Here is a 1,020-nt window from a genome sequence, read left to right as displayed (position 1 = left end):
TTACCTCGAAAGATGAAAGTTGAAATAGACGGGAGACAGGCGACGCGTCGGGGCGTGGCGGAACTCCGCTCGCCGCCCGCCGCCGGGGCGGCGGGCCCGATACGGCGTGCGAGGAGACCGGCGGACCGTACGGCGAGCTGGTCCTCGTACGCGTCCTTCCCGCCGGCGAGTACGGCGAGCAGCCGGTCGAGCGCCCGCCCGTCCGTGCTGCCGGGCAGGTCCACCAGACCGCCCCAGCGCTCGGGGTGCTCCAGGGCGACGACCCGGCCGAAGCCCCAGACCTGCGCCTGCGCAGCGCTGCGTACCCGGTCGGAGGCGCCGGTCGCGACGGCCCCGGAGGTCACGCACCACAGTGGGGCGTCGACCTCGGTGTCACCGAGGGCCTGGACGAGCGTCCCGGTCAGCAGCAGCCCGGCCGGCGCCGCCGGATGGACCGGGTGCGGGGCCTCGGCGAGCGCCAGCAGGGACAGCACCCCGTCGGCGCTGCTGCCGGCGAGTGCCGTACGCAGCCGGTCGGCCACGGCGTCGCGGTCGGCGGTAGCCGCGTCCAGCGCGACCTCCCGTACGTCCGCGCCGCGCGCCCGGAGGGCGTCCGCGATCCCGGGGAGCCCGGGATCGGCGCCGGTCGCCGCGGTGACGACCAGCCAGGTGCCGGTGGGGCGGGCGGTGGCGTCCGGGTCGCCGAGCGGCTTCCAGGTGACGCCGTAGCGCCAGCCGTCGACGACCGACCGCTCCGCGCTCCGGCGCCGCCAGGCGGACAGCGCCGGGAGCAGCGCGCTCAGCGGCTGGTCGGCGTCGATGTCGAGGGTGGAGGTGAGGGCGGCGAGGTCCGCGTTGTCAACGGCCTCCCAGAACGCGGCGTCCACCGCGCCCCCGGTCGAGCCCGCACCGGACTCGGCCGCCACGGGGCGGGGCGCCTCCTCCAGCCAGTAGCGCTGGCGCTGGAAGGGGTAGGTGGGCAGGTCGACGCGCTGGGCGCCGGTGCCCGCGAAGTAGGCGGTCCAGTCGACGGTGACGCCG

General features: G+C 76.8%; 1 protein-coding gene. It reads right to left on the bottom strand.

Annotation, left to right across the window (positions count from 1 at the left end; translation table 11 throughout):
- A partial coding sequence (locus ABTY04_RS41085; protein ID WP_502996837.1) for a SpnB-like Rossmann fold domain-containing protein occupies positions 1-1,020 on the bottom strand: 1,020 nt, incomplete at both ends.

Source organism: Streptomyces sp. NPDC097981, assembly GCF_040302565.1.
Taxonomy (GTDB): Bacteria; Actinomycetota; Actinomycetes; order Streptomycetales; family Streptomycetaceae; genus Streptomyces.
This window is presented reverse-complemented; position numbering and strand designations above follow the sequence as displayed.